14 protein-coding genes and 5 pseudogenes are annotated in these 16316 nt (G+C 71.5%); 9 read left to right on the forward strand and 10 right to left on the reverse strand.

Annotated elements, in window-relative coordinates; genetic code table 11:
• Positions 1-285 precede the first annotated feature (285 nt).
• Positions 286-786 (forward strand): ATP-binding protein, encoded by a 501-nt coding sequence (locus WJ438_RS38625; RefSeq protein ID WP_406729268.1) that lies wholly within the window; start codon positions 286-288, stop codon positions 784-786.
• Here WJ438_RS38625 and WJ438_RS38630 read toward each other — a convergent pair.
• From WJ438_RS38630 to WJ438_RS38640, 3 genes are all read right to left on the reverse strand, one after another.
• Complete coding sequence (locus WJ438_RS38630; protein ID WP_406729269.1) at positions 771-3170, reverse strand: ATP-binding cassette domain-containing protein; 2400 nt, start codon at positions 3168-3170, stop codon at positions 771-773. The two genes, WJ438_RS38625 and WJ438_RS38630, sit on opposite strands and share 16 nt — an antisense overlap.
• A gap of 89 nt (positions 3171-3259) precedes the next feature.
• Entirely contained in the window at positions 3260-3673 is a 414-nt protein-coding gene (locus tag WJ438_RS38635; RefSeq protein ID WP_406729270.1) for a VOC family protein, read from the reverse strand.
• Between the two features lie 10 nt (positions 3674-3683).
• A complete protein-coding gene (locus tag WJ438_RS38640; RefSeq protein ID WP_406729271.1) occupies positions 3684-4127 on the reverse strand; it encodes a helix-turn-helix transcriptional regulator in 444 nt (147 codons plus the stop codon).
• A 183-nt stretch (positions 4128-4310) separates the two neighbouring features.
• On the opposite strand from WJ438_RS38640, the gene msrA reads away from it, so the two are divergent.
• Positions 4311-4823 (forward strand): peptide-methionine (S)-S-oxide reductase MsrA, encoded by a 513-nt coding sequence (msrA, locus tag WJ438_RS38645; RefSeq protein WP_406729942.1) that lies wholly within the window; start codon positions 4311-4313, stop codon positions 4821-4823.
• 69 nt (positions 4824-4892) lie between these two features.
• On the opposite strand, the gene WJ438_RS38650 is transcribed toward msrA, so the two are convergent.
• Positions 4893-5366 carry a carboxymuconolactone decarboxylase family protein gene (locus WJ438_RS38650; protein WP_406729943.1) on the reverse strand — a complete coding sequence of 158 codons (474 nt, stop codon included), beginning with the start codon at positions 5364-5366 and terminating at the stop codon, positions 4893-4895.
• Positions 5367-5698: 332 nt separating this feature from the next.
• Here WJ438_RS38650 and WJ438_RS38655 point away from each other — a divergent pair, with 332 nt between their 5' ends.
• From WJ438_RS38655 to WJ438_RS38665, 3 genes and pseudogenes are all read left to right on the forward strand, one after another.
• Entirely contained in the window at positions 5699-5923 is a 225-nt protein-coding gene (locus WJ438_RS38655) for a hypothetical protein (protein ID WP_406729272.1), read from the forward strand.
• Positions 5924-5999: 76 nt separating this feature from the next.
• Positions 6000-6299, forward strand: a pseudogene (locus WJ438_RS38660) (ATP-binding cassette domain-containing protein); the annotation flags it as partial.
• Positions 6285-6527 (forward strand): annotated as a pseudogene (locus WJ438_RS38665) (iron chelate uptake ABC transporter family permease subunit); the annotation flags it as partial. The pseudogenes WJ438_RS38660 and WJ438_RS38665, both read left to right, overlap by 15 nt.
• Positions 6528-6620: 93 nt before the next feature.
• Here the strand turns inward: WJ438_RS38665 and WJ438_RS38670 are convergent.
• Positions 6621-7073, reverse strand: a complete 453-nt coding sequence (locus WJ438_RS38670; protein ID WP_406729273.1) for a phospholipase — start codon at positions 7071-7073, stop codon at positions 6621-6623.
• 789 nt (positions 7074-7862) lie between these two features.
• On the opposite strand from WJ438_RS38670, the pseudogene WJ438_RS38675 reads away from it, so the two are divergent.
• Positions 7863-8644 (forward strand): annotated as a pseudogene (locus tag WJ438_RS38675) (SAM-dependent methyltransferase).
• Positions 8645-8743: 99 nt separating this feature from the next.
• On the opposite strand, the pseudogene yicI reads toward WJ438_RS38675, so the two are convergent.
• Positions 8744-10924, reverse strand: a pseudogene (gene yicI / locus WJ438_RS38680) (alpha-xylosidase); the annotation flags it as partial.
• Positions 10925-11020: 96 nt separating this feature from the next.
• Here yicI and WJ438_RS38685 point away from each other — a divergent pair.
• On the forward strand, positions 11021-12397 hold the full coding sequence (locus tag WJ438_RS38685) for a GH1 family beta-glucosidase (RefSeq protein ID WP_406729274.1): 1377 nt from the start codon (positions 11021-11023) through the stop codon (positions 12395-12397).
• 65 nt (positions 12398-12462) lie between these two features.
• Here WJ438_RS38685 and WJ438_RS38690 read toward each other — a convergent pair whose 3' ends face one another.
• Positions 12463-13125: a CBS domain-containing protein gene (locus tag WJ438_RS38690; RefSeq protein ID WP_406729275.1), complete on the reverse strand. Its 663-nt coding sequence runs from the start codon at positions 13123-13125 to the stop codon at positions 12463-12465.
• 219 nt (positions 13126-13344) lie between these two features.
• Here WJ438_RS38690 and WJ438_RS38695 point away from each other — a divergent pair, with 219 nt between their 5' ends.
• Complete coding sequence (locus tag WJ438_RS38695; RefSeq protein WP_406729276.1) at positions 13345-13545, forward strand: type II toxin-antitoxin system VapB family antitoxin; 201 nt, start codon at positions 13345-13347, stop codon at positions 13543-13545.
• Positions 13546-13555: 10 nt separating this feature from the next.
• Here the strand turns inward: WJ438_RS38695 and WJ438_RS38700 are convergent, their stop codons facing one another.
• Both WJ438_RS38700 and WJ438_RS38705 read right to left on the reverse strand, forming a co-directional pair.
• Positions 13556-14338: a YqjF family protein gene (locus WJ438_RS38700; RefSeq protein WP_406729277.1), complete on the reverse strand. Its 783-nt coding sequence runs from the start codon at positions 14336-14338 to the stop codon at positions 13556-13558.
• 115 nt (positions 14339-14453) lie between these two features.
• Positions 14454-14618, reverse strand: a pseudogene (locus tag WJ438_RS38705) (sulfate ABC transporter substrate-binding protein); the annotation flags it as partial.
• Between WJ438_RS38705 and WJ438_RS38710 the strand changes: the two are divergent.
• Positions 14619-15092, forward strand: coding sequence for a dihydrofolate reductase family protein (locus tag WJ438_RS38710; RefSeq protein ID WP_406729278.1), 474 nt, complete (start codon positions 14619-14621; stop codon positions 15090-15092). It abuts the pseudogene before it with no gap.
• 136 nt (positions 15093-15228) lie between these two features.
• On the opposite strand, the gene WJ438_RS38715 is transcribed toward WJ438_RS38710, so the two are convergent.
• Positions 15229-16134: an endonuclease/exonuclease/phosphatase family protein gene (locus WJ438_RS38715; RefSeq protein WP_406729279.1), complete on the reverse strand. Its 906-nt coding sequence runs from the start codon at positions 16132-16134 to the stop codon at positions 15229-15231.
• Between the last annotated feature and the right edge of the window lie 182 nt (positions 16135-16316).

Genomic DNA, 16316 nt, shown 5'->3' on the forward strand with positions numbered 1-16316 from the left:
TCCCCCTTCTTCAGGAGGGGGAGAAGGCCAAGACGGTGATCTCGCTCCTCAAGCCCTGCGGCCCGACCCGTCGGGGCCGCCGCCTGCGCGCCGGGGCCCGAGCCCCGAAACCGGCCGAACCGGTGGGTGCCCCGGCACCGGACGGTCGGCGCCCCGCATGACGCGCCCGACACGTTTCGCCGGACGGGTGGTGAGCTACCGCCCGGCCCGGCCCGGTGGGTCGGGGAGTGCGGCCGGACATTGCGGGTAGTCGCGCGGTGTGATCGGTGAGCGAAGGCGGACCGAATGGAGCCAGTTCCGGTGGACGAGGGGGACACGGTGCCGGGCGCACTGCGGCGGGCGACGTACGCCCTGGACGGTGACGGCGCGTGGATAGCGAAGGCCCGGCAACTGGCCGCCGCGTTCCTGACGCGGGCCCGGGCGGAGGGCGGGCTGCCCGTCTCGGCGCGCGCGGTGGAGGTCACCCAGCTCGTGGTCAGCGAGCTGGTCACCAACGCCCGCAAGTATGCGCCCGGCCCCGTCCGGCTGGACCTGTGCCTCACCGGTGACGCCCTCGAGGTGATGGTCCGGGACGGCAGCAGCGTGCTGCCCGTGGCCAGGGTCGCGAACCCGGACCGGGTAGGACAGCACGGCCTGGAGATCGTGATGGCCGTCGCCCACGAACTGGACGTGCAGCCGGAACCGACCGGCAAACGGATCACGGCCCGCATCTCCCTCGTGGAGACGGCCGGCGCTGACGGCCGGCCGTCTCCACGCGGGTGCCGCTCGTCTCAGGCGCCGACGTAGGACGCCAGGTGCTCGCCCGTGAGGGTGGAGCGCGCGGCGACGAGGTCTGCGGGGGTGCCCTCGAAGACGATCCGGCCGCCGTCGTGCCCGGCGCCCGGCCCGAGGTCGATGATCCAGTCGGCGTGCGCCATGACCGCCTGGTGATGCTCGACGACCACGACCGACTTGCCGGAGTCGACGAGCCGGTCCAGCAGGCCGAGCAGTTGCTCGACGTCGGCGAGGTGCAGGCCGGTGGTCGGCTCGTCGAGGAGGTAGACGCCGCCCTTCTCCGCCATGCGGGTGGCCAGCTTGAGCCGCTGCCGCTCGCCACCGGAGAGCGTGGTCAGCGGCTGGCCGAGGGTGAGGTAGCCGAGCCCGACGTCGGCGAGCCGGCCGAGGATCCGGTGCGCCGCCGGTGTGCGCGCGTCACCGGCACCGAAGAACTCCTCGGCCCGCGCCACCGACATCGCGAGCACCTCGCTGATGTCGTGGCCACCGAGGTGGTATTCCAGCACCGCCGCCTGGAACCGCTTGCCCTCGCAGTCCTCGCAGGTGCCGGCGACCCCGGCCATCATCGCCAGGTCGGTGAAGACGACACCGGCGCCGTTGCAGGTGGGGCAGGCCCCCTCGGAGTTGGCGCTGAACAGCGCCGGCTTGACGCCGTTGGCCTTCGCGAACGCCTTGCGGATCGGGTCGAGCAGCCCGGTGTACGTCGCCGGGTTGCTCCGCCGCGAACCGCGGATCGGGCTCTGGTCGACCGAGACCACGCCCTCGCCGTCATCCCCCTTCAGCCGGCACAGCGACCCCTGCACGAGCGAACTCTTGCCGGAGCCGGCGACGCCGGTCACGACGGTGAGTACCCCGAGCGGGACGTCCACGTCGACGCCGCGCAGGTTGTGCGTCGTCGCACCGCGGATCTCCAGCGCCCCGGTGGGTTCGCGCACCGACTCCTTGAGGACGGCCCGGTCGTCCAGATGGCGGCCGGTGACGGTGTCGCTGCCCCGCAGCCCCTCGACGGTGCCCTCGAAACACACGGTGCCGCCCGCCGTACCGGCGCCGGGGCCGAGATCGACGACGTGGTCGGCGATCGCGATCGTCTCCGGCTTGTGCTCCACGACCAGCACCGTGTTGCCCTTGTCCCGCAGCCGCAGCAGCAGGTCGTTCATCCGCTGGATGTCATGGGGGTGCAGGCCGATGGTGGGCTCGTCGAAGACGTAGGTGATGTCGGTGAGCGGGGAGCCGAGATGGCGGACCATCTTCACGCGCTGCGCCTCGCCGCCCGACAGCGTGCCCGACGGCCGCTCCAGCGAGAGGTAGCCCAGGCCGATCTCCACGAACGAGTCGAGGCTGTCGCTCAGGGCGGTGAGCAGCGGCGCCACCGAGGGCTCGGACAGACCGCGGACCCACTCGGCCAGGTCTCGGACCTCCATCGCGCAGGCGTCCGCGATGGAGATGCCCTTGATCTTCGACGACCGGGCCCCCTCGCTGAGCCGGGTGCCGTCGCACTCGGGGCAGGTGGTGAAGGCGACGGCCCGCTCCACGAACGCCCGGATGTGTGGCTGCATCGACTCCTTGTCCTTCGAGAGGAAGGACTTCTGGATCTTGGGGATCAGTCCTTCGTAGGTGAGGTTGACGCCGTCGACCTTCACCTTGACCGGCTCCCGGTAGAGGAAGTCCTCCCTCTCCTTCTTGGTGTACTTCCGGATGGGCTTGTCCGGGTCGACGAAGCCCGACTCGGCGTAGACCCGGACGGTCCAGAAGCTGTCCGACTTCCAGCCGGGAATGGTGAACGCGCCCTCGGCCAGCGACTTGGAGTCGTCGTAGAGCTGGGTGAGGTCGATCTCGGAGACGGCGCCCCGGCCCTCGCAGCGCGTACACATGCCGCCGGTGCGCTGGTAGGTCGCCTTCACCGCCTTCTTGTTCCCGCGCTCGACGGTGATCGCCCCGCTCGCCCGGACCGAGGCGGTGTTGAAGGAGTACGCGCTGGGCGGACCGATGTGCGGCGTGCCGAGCCGGCTGAAGAGAATGCGCAGCATCGCGTTGGCGTCGGTGGCGGTGCCGACCGTGGAGCGGGGGTCGGAACCCATCCGCTGTTGGTCGACGATGATCGCGGTGGTCAGACCCTCGAGGACGTCGACCTCGGGCCGGGACAGGGTCGGCATGAACCCCTGCACGAAGGCGCTGTAGGTCTCGTTGATCAGCCGCTGCGACTCCGCGGCGACGGTGTCGAACACCAGCGAGCTCTTTCCCGAGCCGGAGACGCCGGTGAACACGGTCAGCCGGCGCTTGGGGATCTCGACGCTGACATCCTTGAGGTTGTTCACGCGCGCGCCGTGCACGCGAATCAGTTCGTGGCTGTCGGCGCCGTGCGGCGCGGTCGACCGCGCCTTCGTCCTCGTGGCCATGCTGGTGGTGTCTTCCTCTCGTGTGTGATCCCCGGCTCGGGTGCGATCGCCGAGCCGGGGCCGGGCGGTGCCTGCGGTGCCCGGGCGGCTCAGCGCAGCTGCTGGATGCGGATCAGGTTGCCCGAAGGGTCGCGGAAGGCACAGTCACGCACACCGTACGGCTGCTCGGTCGGCTCCTGGACCACCTCGGCGCTGTCGGCCGCCTGCAGCCGCGCGAAGGTGGCGTCCAGGTCGTCGGTGGCCAGCAGGAGACCGGCGTACGTGCCCTTGGCCATCATCTCGGCGATGGTGCGGCGCTCGTCGTCGGTGACACCGGGGTCGGCGGCCGGCGGGGTCAGGACGATGGAGGTGCCGGGCTGGCCGACGGGACCGACCGTGATCCACCGCATCCCGCCGAGTCCGACGTCGTTGCGGACCTCGAAGCCGAGGGTGTCGCGGTAGAAGGCCAGGGAGGCGTCCGGGTCGTCGTGCGGGAGGAAACTCGCGTGAATGTTGATGTCCATGGACGGCACGCTAGAGGGGGCTCGGCGCGAGCGCTTCTCGATTCCTGACCGGTCTGGTCACCTGCTTCGCCACGCACGGAGGCAGCCCCGCCGTCACGCTCGCCGCGCGGCGCCGGTAGGCACCGGGCGGCATGCCGACGAGCTCGGTGAAGCGCGTGCTGAACGTGCCCAGCGACGAGCAGCCGACCGCGAAACAGACCTCGGTGACGCTGAGGTCGCCACGGCGCAGCAACGTCATCGCACGCTCGATGCGCCGTGTCATCAGATAGCTGTACGGCGACTCGCCGTACGCCGCCCGGAACTCCCGGCTCAGATGCCCGGCCGACATGTGCGCGCCACGGGCGAGCGCCTCGACGTCCAGCGGCTGCGCGTACTCCCGGTCGATCCGGTCGCGGACCCGGCGCAGCCGCGCGAGGTCGCGCAGGCGCTGTGCCGAGGCGGGGGTGTCGGTCATATGCGGAAGCGTACACACGGCCGCCGCCCGACCTGGGCGGAATCCTCCAGGTCGGACGGTCTTGGACGGAACAACAGGGCTCCCGGCATGGTTGAGACCGCTGTACGTACGGCTGCGACGGTGCGGGACCATGAAGACGAGGCGGAACCGTCCGTCCAGGACGCGGGAGAAGGGCGAGAGCAGATGACGAGGACCGAGGAGAAGGCGCTGCTGGCGGGCGGCTGTTTCTGGGGCATGGAGGAACTGATCCGCACGTTCCCGGGCGTCCTGAGCACGCGGGTGGGCTACAGCGGCGGTGACGTCCCCAACGCCACGTACCGCGACCACGGCACCCACGCCGAGTCGATCGAGATCACCTACGACCCGGCCGTCACGGACTACCGCACGATCCTGGAGTACTTCTTCCAGATCCACGACCCGAGCACGAAGAACCGGCAGGGCAACGACATCGGACCGAGCTACCGCTCCGCCATCTTCTACCTCGACGACGAGCAGAAGCGCGTCGCCGAGGAGACGATCGCCGACGTCGACGCGTCGGGTCTGTGGCCGGGCCCGGTGGTGACCGAGGTCGCGCCGGCCGGCCCGTTCTGGGAGGCCGAGCCCGAGCACCAGGACTATCTGCAGCGGTACCCGGACGGCTACACCTGCCACTTCGTCCGCCCCGGCTGGCGCCTTCCCAGGCGCGCGGAGTCCTGAACCCCATGAGCACCTGAGGTCGCACCCCCGGGGCGCGCACGCGAGGCGGCGCGCCCCCTGTGTCGTCCGTCAGCCGAACTGGCCGGGCTGGTAGTCGCCGGCGGGCTGCTGGTTGATGACGTTGATGCGGTTGTAGGTGTTGATGACGGCGATGAGGGAGATGAGGGCGACGAGCTGGTCCTCGTCGTAGTACTTGGTGGCGTTGGTCCAGGCTTCGTCGGTGACACCGCCGGCGGCGTCGGCGATGCGGGTGCCCTGTTCGGCCAGTTCGAGAGCGGCGCGCTCGGCGTCGGTGAAGACGGTGGCCTCGCGCCAGGCGGCGACGAGGTGGAGGCGCTGGGCGGTTTCTCCGGCGTGGGCGGCGTCCTTGGTGTGCATGTCGGTGCAGAAGCCGCAGCCGTTGATCTGGCTGGCGCGGATCTTCACCAGTTCCTGGATGGCATGTGGCAGACCCGAGTCGGACACCGCCTTGCTCGCCGAGTTGATGTGCTTCAGCACCTTGGTCGCGAGCGCGTTGCCGAAGAGGTTGAGACGGGCGTCCATGGTGATCTCCTGGTTCGCGTGTGCGGTTACGTACTCCTGACGGGACAGCCCGCCGAGGTGTGACAGGTCCCGGGAGGTGACGTACGTCTCCCGGTCGGAGACGGCCCGCGGGGTGCGCGGAGCGGGCTGCGGCGGTCCCGCGGAGGCGTCGTTCACGGAGCGGCGAACGAGCGATAGCCTGACGGCGTGCAGGACCACTCCTCCGTGCCGGCGGCGGCCGCCGCCGATCACGTCGACGTCCGTCCGACCGGGGGCCGTGACCAGGACTGACACCCCGGCCCGGCACGGGAACAATGAGGGGACAGGAAGGCCGGACGGGGAGCGGAGCGTCGGTGAGTGAGCGCCAGGAACGCGACTGGACGGACATGACGCCAGGAGATTTCGACCATGACGCCCCGCTGCGCCTGAACGTGGGCACCGGGCCCGTCGTGGTGCCGGCCGAGCCGGACGAGTACGGCACGGTGCCCCTGTTCGGCGAGGAGGCCCCGGCCCGACGCCCCGTCCCGCGTCGCCCCGCGCGCGGTGGCGCGCCCGCCGAACAGGAGCACCTGTTCTGACTCCGGTCGCCGGCACCGGCGACCGGTTCGCCACCGAACGCCGCTGTGGGGTCGCTCGGCTCAGGTTCTGAGGTGAGTGGGACATCGACCGGGCGAAGTGACGGTACTGGTCGGTCCCGACGGCAGCGGCGGGTCGACCCTGCTGCGTACCGTCACCCGGCTGCGATCACCCCGCCGGGCCATTCTCACGATCGACACCGAGACCGACGGACTGGCCCTCACCCTCCGGGAGTCCTCCCGCCGGGTGGCTCTGCTGCAGGGCCGGCCCACGCCCAGCGGCCTGAGCGTGCGCGACGTCGTCGAGTTCGGCCGCGGCCCCCACCGGGGCCGCCGGGGCGGCGGGGACCCCGGCGGCCGTGCCGCCGTGGCCGCCGCGGGCACCATCGGCTTCGTGTGACTGGTCGCCCCGCACACGGCACGCGCCCTCGTCGGGCGGCGGCACACCCGCGTCGTCCCCGTCGTGCTGCTGCTCGGCGCCGTACTGGTGTGCTCCGCGGGCCTGTTGGGCCGCACCGTGATCGCTCCGGCGCAACTGGGCGCCGGCCGCATGACGGCCGTGATCGGTACGCCGTACTTCCTGTACGCGCTGGTACGCAGCCGACGGTGGCGGAAGCGGGGCGCCGCCGGCGCTTGGGGCGACCGGCGGCACCCGGCTCGTTCGTACCGGGTGGTCGGAGCTGTCGAGCCGGCGGAGTGGTCAGCCGAAGGCCCTGACCGCCTGGTAGTAGGTCCACGCAGTGCTGTTGCAAGTGGTCTTCGTGCCGCCGGTGTAGCGGGCGCAGACGCGCTTCAGGTCTTCGTAGAAGGCGCTGTCGAGGCGTGACTTGTTGGCGTCGAAGGAGCCGGCCGCCTTGTAGTTGCGGTAACCGAAGTCGTGGCGCGCGCAGGAGGTGGCGAAGGGGAAGCCGAACGGGTTGTCGGGGGAGGTGGAGCAGTAGTCGGTGCTCCAGTTGAACTCGTAAGCAGCCCAGGCGGCTTGGTTGGAACGCGCCGTGACCCACTGGTTGTAGCTCGAGGCACTGGTCTGGGTCCAGCTCGAGAGGACCTGGGCCTTGTCGGCGGGAACGGCGTCGGCGGCTGTGGCGGTGCCCAGCACACTGACGGCGGCAAGGGCCGAGGTGGCCAGTGCGGTGGCGAGTCTACGGCGCATTCCAAACCTCCATGGGGATGCGACCCGACCACCGGGTCGCAGGTTCATGACAAGAGGATGCCCGTGCCGCTGACATTTTCCCACCCGTTCGACTCAACAGATTGTCAATTTACTTGCCGTGCAGATGCCATGAGTGAGTATCACCGATGAACGACGTCTCCGGAACCGCCGCCGGACAGAGCGGGAGGGTTGCTGAACGGGGCGTCGTGAATCGCTGCACGGGCTTCGCCGCGGCCCTCGGAGCGCGCCCCCGGCCGGACGCCCCCGTGGTGCCGACCGGCGGTCGGACGTCCTGGCCGGAGAGGCGGCTCCTGCGCCGGACGATGGTCGGCCTGTTCCGGCGCCGCCGCGCGGTCGACTCCTTGCGCGACGAGGACAACTCCGAGTCCCGGCGCCAGGGGATCAAGGCACCGACCGACAGCGGGATGCGGTCGGACGAGCGCGGGTCGGACTGCGTCAACGCGTCCGGGATACGCCGTGGCCCTGGTGAAGGCAGGGGTGGACCTGACGGGCCTCAAAGCCGGACCGGGTCCGCCCGCCGCCGGCGTCCCCCACCGCTCAGGAGGCCGGGGAACTGGTGGCCATCCTCACCGCCGACCGGGCCGTACTCGCCTCGTGACCGCGCCCCCGCGCCCGGACCTACCGACCGGTGGTCCGGGGCGCGGGAGCGGGAGGGGATCGGGGTGGTGCTCCGCTCCCATGGTCAACTCTCCTTGTATGGAAACGCGTTGATGTGCGAGACATCGGCGATCGTCAGCAGCCTTGATCCACCGTGGGACGGAGTCCTCCATGCCGGCCGGCAGGTCCGATCCTCCGCAGATCGGCACCGGCAGGGCGCACCCCGCTCGGGTCTACGACTGGTTGCTCGGCGGCAAGGACAACTACCCCGTGGACGAGGTCGTCGGCGAGAAGCTGCCGCCCGAGGCGCGGGCCGGCGCCCGGCAGGACCGTCAGTTCATGCACCGGGCGGCGGCCTGGCTCGCCGGGCAGGGCACCGACCAGTTCCTCGGCATCGGCACGGGCATCCCCACCGAGCCGAACCTGCACCAGATCGTGCAGTCCGTCGTCCCGGCCGCGAGGGTCGTCTACACCGATAACGACCCCATCGTCCTGCGGCACGCGGAGATCCTGCTGATCAGCAGTCCTGAGGGCGCCACCGACTACGCCCAGGCCGATGTGCGCGGTCCGGGGGAGATCATCGAACACGCCCGGACCGTCCTCGACTTCGGGCGTCCGGTCGCGCTGTCCCTGACCGCCCTCCTGCACTTCGCCCCCGACGACCAGGAACCCCTCGCCGTCGTCGGAGAGTTGCTCTCCGCACTCCCGCCGGGCAGCCACCTCGTGCTGTCGCACGCCGCGTCCGACCGCCACGCGGAACTGGCCGCGCAGGTCACCGCCGAGTACGCCAGGGCCGGCATCCGCATCGGCTTCCGCACCCGCGACGAGGTCGCCCGCTTCTTCGACGGCCTGGACATGGTGGAACCGGGCCTGGTGACCGCACCGGAATGGTTCCGGACGGCCCCGCACCCGAGGACAGCGGCATCCACGCGGGCGTCGCACGGCTCCGCTGACGCCGCACCGCTCCTGACCCGGCCACCGTCACGCGGCCCCCTCCGGCGCAGCGCCGTAGTGCGCCGCGCCCGGCGTGTCCGCCGCGTTCGGTGCGTCCGTCATCCCAGCGGCACCGTCACCTCACCCGCCCCCGGGCCTCCGACCCGCCCGCGACACGCACCGTGAACGGCCGCTCGGTCCCCGACACGGTGACCCGCAGGACATCGCCGTCGCGCGGGGCCCGGAAGGCCGCGGCCCGCGCACCCGTGGTGCCGGGCACGGTGATCTCGGCCGCGTAGTCGGGCGAGGCCGGCGGATGGACGAGGAGGACCGGCGCGTCCAGCCAGTCGCCGTCCGGCCGTGAGTCGTCGTCGGCCAGTGGCAGGACGGCGCCCTCACGGATGTACAGCGGGAGGCTTTCGTAGCCGTGCCGTTCGGTGCGCCAGCCCGGACCGGTGGCCTCCTCGCCGCTCAGCAGGTGGGTCCAGGTGCCCTCCGGCAGGTAGACCTCGACCTCGCCGTCCGGGCTGAACACGGGCGCCACCAGGAGCTCGGAGCCCAGCATGTACTGGCGGTCGAGCGGACGGCACGCCGGGTCGTCGGGGAACTCCAGCACCATCGGCCGCATCATCGGCACACCGGTGTCGTGCGCCTCGACGGCCGCGCCGTACAGGTAGGGCATCAGACGGTGCTTGAGCAGGGTGAACCGCCGGGCGACGTCGACCGCCTCGTCGCCGAACCCCCACGGCACCCGGTACGACGAGGAGCCGTGCAGTCGACTGTGCGAGGAGAGCAGACCGAAGGCGAGCCAGCGCTTGAACACCGAGGGGTCGGGCGTGCTCTCGAAGCCGCCGATGTCGTGGCTCCAGAAGCCGAACCCGTTCAGCGACAGCGACAGACCGCCCCTCAGCGACTCGGCCATGGCCTCGAAGGACGACCAGCAGTCGCCGCCCCAGTGCACGGGGTACTGCTGTCCGCCGAAGGTCGCGGACCGGGCGAACAGCACGGCTGCACCCTGCCCGCGCTCCTTCTCGAGGAGCTCGAACACCGTTCGGTCGTACAACTGCGTGTAGTAGTCGTGCATCCGCTCGGGGTCCGAGCCGTCGTGCCAGACCACGTCGGTGGGGATGCGCTCGCCGAAGTCCGTCTTGAAGCAGTCCACTCCCTGGTCGAGCAGGGCCTTCAGCTTCGACTGGAACCAGGCGCGTGCCTCGGGGCCGGTGAAGTCGACCAGGCCCATACCGGCCTGCCACAGGTCCCACTGCCACACGTCGCCGTCGGGCCTGCGCACCAGATGACCGAGGGCGGCGGCCTCGTCGAAGAGCGGAGACTTCTGAGCGATGTACGGGTTGATCCAGGCGCTGACGCGTAGGCCCCTCTCCTTGAGCCGGACCAGCATGCCGTCCGGGTCGGGAAAGACCTCGGGGTCCCACTGGAAGTCGCACCACTGGTACTCGCGCATCCAGAAGCAGTCGAAGTGGAAGACGGACAGCGGGATGCCGCGTTCGCTCATGCCGTCCACGAACGACGTGACGGTCCGTTCGGCGTAGGACGTGGTGAACGAGGTGCTGAGCCACAGGCCGAACGACCAGGCCGGGGGCAGGGCGGGGCGGCCGGTGAGGGCCGGGTAGCGGCTGAGTACGTCCTTCGGGGTGGGGCTGGCGACGACGTAGTACTCCAGCGACTGTCCTCGACGCTGAACTGCACCTGGCCCACGGACTCCGAGCCGATCTCGTAGGAGACCGCCCCGGGGTGGTTGACGAAGACGCCGTAGCCGCGGGAGGGGACGTAGAACGGGATGTCCTTGTAGGACTGCTCGCTGCTCGTGCCGCCGTCGGCCTGCCAGACGTCGACGGTCTGACCGTTCTTGACGAACGGGGTGAAGCGCTCGCCTGGATCTGTTCCCCGACACCGAGCGCCAGCCGGGTCAGCATGTGAGGGGCTCCGTCGCCGGTGGTGGCGAAGGCGGTGCCCTTGGCGTCCGCGCGGGTCAGTTCGCGCCCGTCCGCGTCGTGGAAAGCGAGCGAGAAGGGGCCGGACCCGTCCAGGCGGAGGGTCAGCGGGCCGCTGTTCAGCTCCGTGACCGGGCCGTCCGTGCGCACCGTCCCGGCGTCTTTCGCGTCACCGGTGAGGGCGAAGTCGGGTCCGGGACGTCGCTTGCCCGCGTGGTGGGTGACGCGGACGCCGATGACGCCCTCGGCGGGTGAGAAGCACTCGACCGTGACGAGTGGCGCGTTGAGGGTGTCGCCTCGACGTGTCACTCTCTTGACTGCGGCATAGCTGGTGAAGCGCTTCGATTCCGATCCTGCTCGTCCTCGCCCAGAAGTACATCGCCGCCGGCATCACCGGAGGCTCCGTCAAATGACCACCGCACACCCCGAGGAGGGCCTCCCCGCGTGACCGGTTTCCCGAATTTCCCGCCCGGATTCGTCTTCGGCGCCGCGACCGCTTCCTACCAGATCGAGGGCGCGGCGCGGGAGGACGGCCGCGGACCGTCGATCTGGGACACCTACAGCCACACACCCGGCCTGGTGGAGGGCGGCGACACCGGTGACGTCGCCTGCGACCACTACCACCGCTACCCCGAGGACGTGGCTCTGCTGCGCGACCTGGGCGTCGGCTCCTACCGCTTCTCCCTCGCCTGGCCGCGCATCGTGCCCGACGGCGGCGGCCCGGTGAACCCCAAGGGCCTGGACTTCTACTCGCGCCTCGTCGACGAACTCCTCGCCGCCGGCATCGAACCCGCCGCCACCCTCTACCACTGGGACCTCCCGCAGGCCCTCGAGGACCGGGGCGGCTGGCGCGTACGCGACACCGCCGAGCGGTTCGCCCAGTACACGGCCGTCGTCGCCGACCACCTCGGTGACCGCGTGCCCCGCTGGATCACCCTCAACGAACCGTGGTGCAGCGCCTTCCTCGGCTACTCCGTCGGCCGCCACGCCCCCGGTGCCCGCGAGGGCCGGGGTGCCCTGGCCGCCGCCCACCACCTGCTCGTCGGCCACGGACTGGCCGTACAGGCGCTCCGGGCGGCCGGGGTCCGTGAGGTGGGCATCACCCTCAACCTCGACCACCACCTGCCCGCGACCGACTCCGCCGCCGACCGGGCGGCCGTCGTCCGCGCCGACACCCTGCACAACCTGATGTGGACCGAACCCCTCCTGGCCGGCCGCTACCCGGACACCGAGCAGGACACCTGGGGCGAGTTGATCACCGGCCAGGACTTCCGCCGCGACGATGACCTGGAACTGATCTCCCGGCCCCTGGACTTCCTCGGCATCAACTACTACCGCCCCCTCACCGTCGCCGACGCCCCGCACCGCGAGAGCGACCCCGGCCGGCGCGTGGCCACCGACAACCGGTACACGGAGGAACCGACGCCCGCCGTCCGGCACACGGCGATGGGCTGGCCGGTGGTTCCCTCCACTTTCACGGACCTGCTGGTGGACCTCAAGGAGCAGTACGGGGACGCCCTCCCGCCCGTCCACATCACCGAGAACGGCTCCGCCGAGGACGACCGGGTCACCGACGGCGCCGTCCGCGACCCCGACCGCGTGACCTACCTGCGTGACCACCTCACCGCGCTGCGCGCCGCGATGGACCAGGGCGTGGACGTACGCGGCTACTACGTATGGTCCCTGCTCGACAACTTCGAGTGGGCCTTCGGCTACGGCAAGCGCTTCGGGATCGTCCGCGTCGACTACGACACCCAGCGGCGCACCCCGAAGGACAGCTACCACTGGTACCGCCGGATGATCGCCGCGCAACGCCCCTGACGGGCGGGCGGCGGCATCGGGGCCGTCCCGTCCGCGACGGCCCCTGTCCGGCCCCCGCGGCGCGGTCAGCCCGACGGCACCGGGCCGCCGGCGCCGGAGTCGGGCACCGCACGGAACTCCACGTCGACGACGCCGTCGACGTTGCGGCACAGGTCCTCGAGCTTCTGGGCCGTCGCCGGCGAGGACAACTGCCCGCTGAGCCGGACATGACCGTGCGTCACCGTCACCTCCACCGCGGAGGGCGCCTCGCCGAGCGCCCTGACCAGTACGTCCTCGACGATCTCCGTGCGGATCGCCCGGTCCTCGCGCACGAAGACGCGGAGCAGGTCGCTCCTGCTCACCACGCCCCTCAGCCGCCCGGCCCCATCGATCACCAGCAGCCGCTTGATGCCGTGCCGCGCCATCACCCGGGCGGCGTCCACCACGCTCCAGTCCTCGGCGGCACAGAGCGCGGGCGACGTCATCAGCCCGGCGGCGTCGGTGGCCCAGGCCTTCTCCGGCCGGGGCACCACCCCCAGCCCGCCGGCCTCGCCCTCCTGCCGTCCCCACATCTTGTGCAGCAGATCCGCCTCGGACACCACGCCCACCGGACGGTCCTCGGCGTCGACCACGGGGACGGCGGTGATGTCGTACTCGAGCAGCAGGTGCGCGATCTCCTTGAACGGTGTCCCGCCCTGGATCCGGACGACGGCGTCGCTCATCACGTCGCGCACCTTCTGGTGGCTCATCGTGGTGATTCCTCTCTGCTTCTGGCACACGTCCGACGGACGGGCGACCACTGTGCGCACGCGGCCGCCACTGCCATCATCGCCGGTCGGAGGGGCCGAACGGGAACAGGAGGAGTGCGTTCCGGCCCCGTCGGCGGGGGCCGGGCCCGGCGAGTGGCCCGCCCTGTAGAGTTCGGTGATCCGGGTTCACGCAGTGCCCGACGCCGTCAGGGGAGCGCCATGGCCAAGGTCACCGTCACACTCGACGCCGAACTCGTCGTGGAAGTCATGGTCCTGGCCGGAGTCGGGTCGCCACAGGACGCCGTCGAGGTCGTGGTGCGGGACTACATCGCCCGCGGTCACCGTACGGAGACACGCACCGAGCTCACGGACCAGAACCTGCGCGAGGTGGACACCAAGCCGCAGGAGCCTCAGGGCTGAGCCCGGGGCGTCAAGGGTTCCGCATGTCCGCCGGGCGGGCGGGGCGGCCGAAGCGGGCGGGAACGCCCGGCGAGTAGAGGACGCTCACGGGGTCTCCCGCGGGCTTCGGCAGACCCGCCGCCGTCAGCAGGTCCTCCGCGCAGTCGAGCGCCTCAGCACGGTGCAGGGACCAGCGCGGATGGGTGTTGGGCAGGTACATCGACCGGCCGAAGAAGGCGCCGTGCATGCCCCAGCGAGCGGTCAGGAAGTGTTCCAGCTCGGTGGGCTCCTCGATCCGCTCGCCCACCCGCACGGTGATGCGGCTGTGGGCGCCGCGGGGGCCGGGCCATCGCCGGGAGCTGGTGTACGTGACGGTGTCGCCGCTGTGCCGGATGGCCATACGGGACCAGAGGTAGGGCATCCGGAAGCCGATCCGGCCGACCGCCACGGGCAGCAGCCGGGAGGCGTCGAGGGAGAGGAACACCACGCCGCGGCGTCCGTGCGCGTCCACCGAGTAGAGGCGGACGTTGGTCTCGGGGAAGGAACCGAGGTAGGGGAGCCCCGGGAGGCGCAGCCATCCGACCCGGTGCATCCGGAAGGCGACGAGTCCGACGTAGGTGACACCGTCCAGTGTGTCGGGCACCGTTCCGGGCGGCAGCAGACCGGCCACGTCGGCCGGGTCCGCGGCCCAGTGCAGAAAGGTCAGGTCGAGCCAGGACTGGGTGAGCAGCGGGCGCGCGATGGTCGTCGGCGCATCGGCCGTGATGGGGTCCGGGGGCACCGGGCGCGGCTGTGACTGCGGAGTCGACGGCATCGCACCAGTGTTCCAGAGGAGCGGGGCGCCGCGGCCACCCGGCATGCCGGACGGGCGGAGCGGCGGCCGTGGCATCGACCGCCGCTCCTGCGAACTCACCTGGATCGGGCTGAAGTTACCGCTTGACGCCGAGACCCGCGTCGTTCACCTCGTCCTTGCCCTCGGCTTTGAGCACCTTGTTCAACGGTGCGGGGTCGTAGATGCCGTCCAGGGTGGGCTGCGCCAGCAGGCCGGCCTTCACCGGGTGCTTCGCCTGCGAGTCGAGGATGGCGACCGGCGGGTGTCGAGGAAGACGAGGGACTCCCAGGGCGGCGATCACCACGGCGGCGTACCGGTCTTCGTTCCGACGCACCGGGCACCGGACGGTGCGCCACCGGGAAACATCCGGTTCGTCACCGACGGCATCGAGTCCTGCGTCGCCCGGGCCAAGGCCGCCGCCGGCGACCGCGACGTCATGCTGCACGGTGCGAGCACCGCGCAGGCGTGTCTGCGCGCCGGTGTGCTGGACGAGCTGGAGACCCACTTCGTGCCGGTGCGGCTCGGCGAGGGCCGGCGGCTGTCCGACGGTCTGGGCCGTGACCGCATCGAACACGAGCCGGTCCGGCAGCCGGGGGCCCGCGACGTGACCCACCTCCGGTACCGGGTGGTCCGGCCGGCGGTCGGGAACGGCGATGAGTTCTCCGGACGTGCCGGGCCCACACCCGCGACGGCAGTCCGGGACTCACGGAACGCGGGCGGAAACGAGGAGATGTGATGAGCAGGGTAGTGAGGCACGACGTCGCCTCGGTGGACGGCTGCTCGAGGACCCGCACACGGTGATCCAGGGCGACCGCGTCCTGCACCTGCCCTCCCGGACCCGTCCTCAGGGATCGCCCGACCGGCCGGTGGCCTCAGCCGAGGGTGATGCGCGCGGCGACCGGCAGATGGTCGCTGCCGGTGGCGGGCAGGGTGCGGATGTGGCGGACGGTGGCCGAGCGGGCCATGACCTGGTCGATCCGGGCCAGGGGCAGCGCGGCGGGGAAGCTCGGGGCGAAGCCGCGTTCCGCCACGTTCATCCGTGAGGTCAGCGGGTTCAGGCCGCGGTCGTCGACGGTGCTGTTGAGGTCGCCGAGCAGGATCACCGCCTCCAGCTCCTCGGCGGCGACGGCCCTGCCCAGCAGACGGGCGCTCTCGTCCCGGTGGGCGGAGGCGAGGCCGCTCGCCCCGACCCGGATCGAGGGCAGGTGCGCGACGTACGCCGCGACGTCCCCGTGCGGTGTGCGGACCACGGCCCTCAGCCCGCGGCTCCAGGGCTCGGTGATCCCCGGGGGTTTGATGTCCAGCCCCCGGGCATCGGCAAGCGGATGCCTCGACCAGAGGCCGACGGTGCCCCGGACCTCGTGGTACGGGTAGCGCCGGGCGAGCGCCCTCTCGTAGACCGGCAGCGCCGTCGGCACCAGCTCCTCCAGCGCGATGAGGTCGGGCCCGGTGTCGGCCAGGGCGCGGGCCGTGGCCGCCGGGTCGGCGTTCTCGTCGCTGACGTTGTGCTGCACCACCATCAGTTCCCGAGGGTGAGCGGGCGGTTCGGGCAGGAACAGCCCGCCGAAGAGGTACGTCCAGGCCGCCACCGGAAGCAGCAGGGCCACCAGCGCGACGGCCGAACGCCGCAGCAGCGCCAGGGCGAACAGCACCACGACCACCAGGCCCAGCCAGGGCAGGACCGACTCCAGCAGGCTGCCCACCCGGCCGACGGCGTTGGGCACGGCACGATGGAACATCAGCAGCCCCGCCGTCAGCACCGCTGCCGCCGCGACCACCCGCCCGCGCGTCCAGGCGGACCGGCCGCGACCGTCCCCTCGCGTGTCCCCCCGTGCGTCCCGGCGCGCATCGCGTCGCCTCTCCCCGCCCGGAGCCCACTGCCCCGCCCACCGGGGCGTCGCCGCCCGCACCGCCGGTGTCGCACCGCTGCCCACCCGTTCCCCCACGTCTCCCCGTCCAC

Source organism: Streptomyces sp. GD-15H (assembly GCF_045291515.1).
Classification (GTDB): domain Bacteria; phylum Actinomycetota; class Actinomycetes; order Streptomycetales; family Streptomycetaceae; genus Streptomyces.